The sequence below is a fragment of the Campylobacter sp. W0066.2 genome (assembly GCF_024723515.1).
In the GTDB taxonomy this organism is placed as follows: Bacteria; Campylobacterota; Campylobacteria; order Campylobacterales; family Campylobacteraceae; genus Campylobacter_D.
The window spans coordinates 1-964 of the sequence record NZ_JANQCV010000040.1; the positions used below are offsets into that span (position 1 = coordinate 1).

Annotated in this window: 1 protein-coding gene; it reads right to left on the reverse strand. The window is 25.6% G+C overall.

What is annotated here, in order from left to right; translation table 11 throughout:
• Nucleotides 1–94 precede the first annotated feature (94 nt).
• Nucleotides 95–964: CDP-glycerol glycerophosphotransferase family protein (locus CAMP18498_RS07885; RefSeq protein WP_337198263.1), on the reverse strand; the 870-nt coding region annotated here is incomplete at its 5' end.

Here is a 964-nt window from a genome sequence, read left to right on the forward strand (position 1 = left end):
GTCTTTAAATAATTTTTTTGTTTTTTTAAAAACAGACATAAACAACCTTTTTTTTAATAATGAATGTTGTATTATAATATAAAAATACTTAATATTAAATTGGATTTAATTTTTTATAAATTCTTTCACAGCATCTACGATCTTTAAAAACAAAAGTTGAATCAATATTGTCTTTATAAACACCAAAAACTCTGCAATCATTTTGCAATAGCTTTTCAAACTCTTTCAGTAGATTTTCCTCATTTTCTACAACTGGCCCAAAACCATCTTTTTTATAATCAAAATAACCTTTTTGATATGTATGAGAGGTAAAAAATTCCTCTTTATCGAACTGATAATATAATATTGGTTTTTCTAGATACGCCATCTCAAAAGATACGCTAGAGTAATCTGTAATCATCAAAGAAGAATTGCAAAATAATTCTTGCAAACTTTCATTTTGATTAGCAATTTTGATATTGGATGAAATATTAAACTCTTTTAAATATGGCATAATACTAGGATGAAGATTAAAAACTATAGCATAAGAATATAACTCACATAGTTTTTTTAAGCCATTATTATTTAACAAAGAATTCCACTTTCGAAAATACACACTTTGTTTAAATTTTTCTTCTAAATCTCTTATACTAGAATTTGTAACATTTCCAACTATATTTGCTCTCCACGTTGGCATTATAAGAATTTGCTTAAAATCAGATTTATTATTTTTTAGTAAGGCATCATGTCTTGCAAGACCTGTTAAAACCATTTCTTTTTTTCCAAATTTATAACGATTATAATCATTTGCTATAGAATCATATTCAGCCCTTGTTGAAGTTATAAATAAATCTATTTTCTTAGAGTTAAGCCATTTAGAGAGGTCATCTTTTATCACTCCATGCTGCAAAAAAATAAACTGCTGTCTATTTGTAATATGTTTAGTTAAATACTCATCAGCATGAGAACTAATAACTTTGGAAGC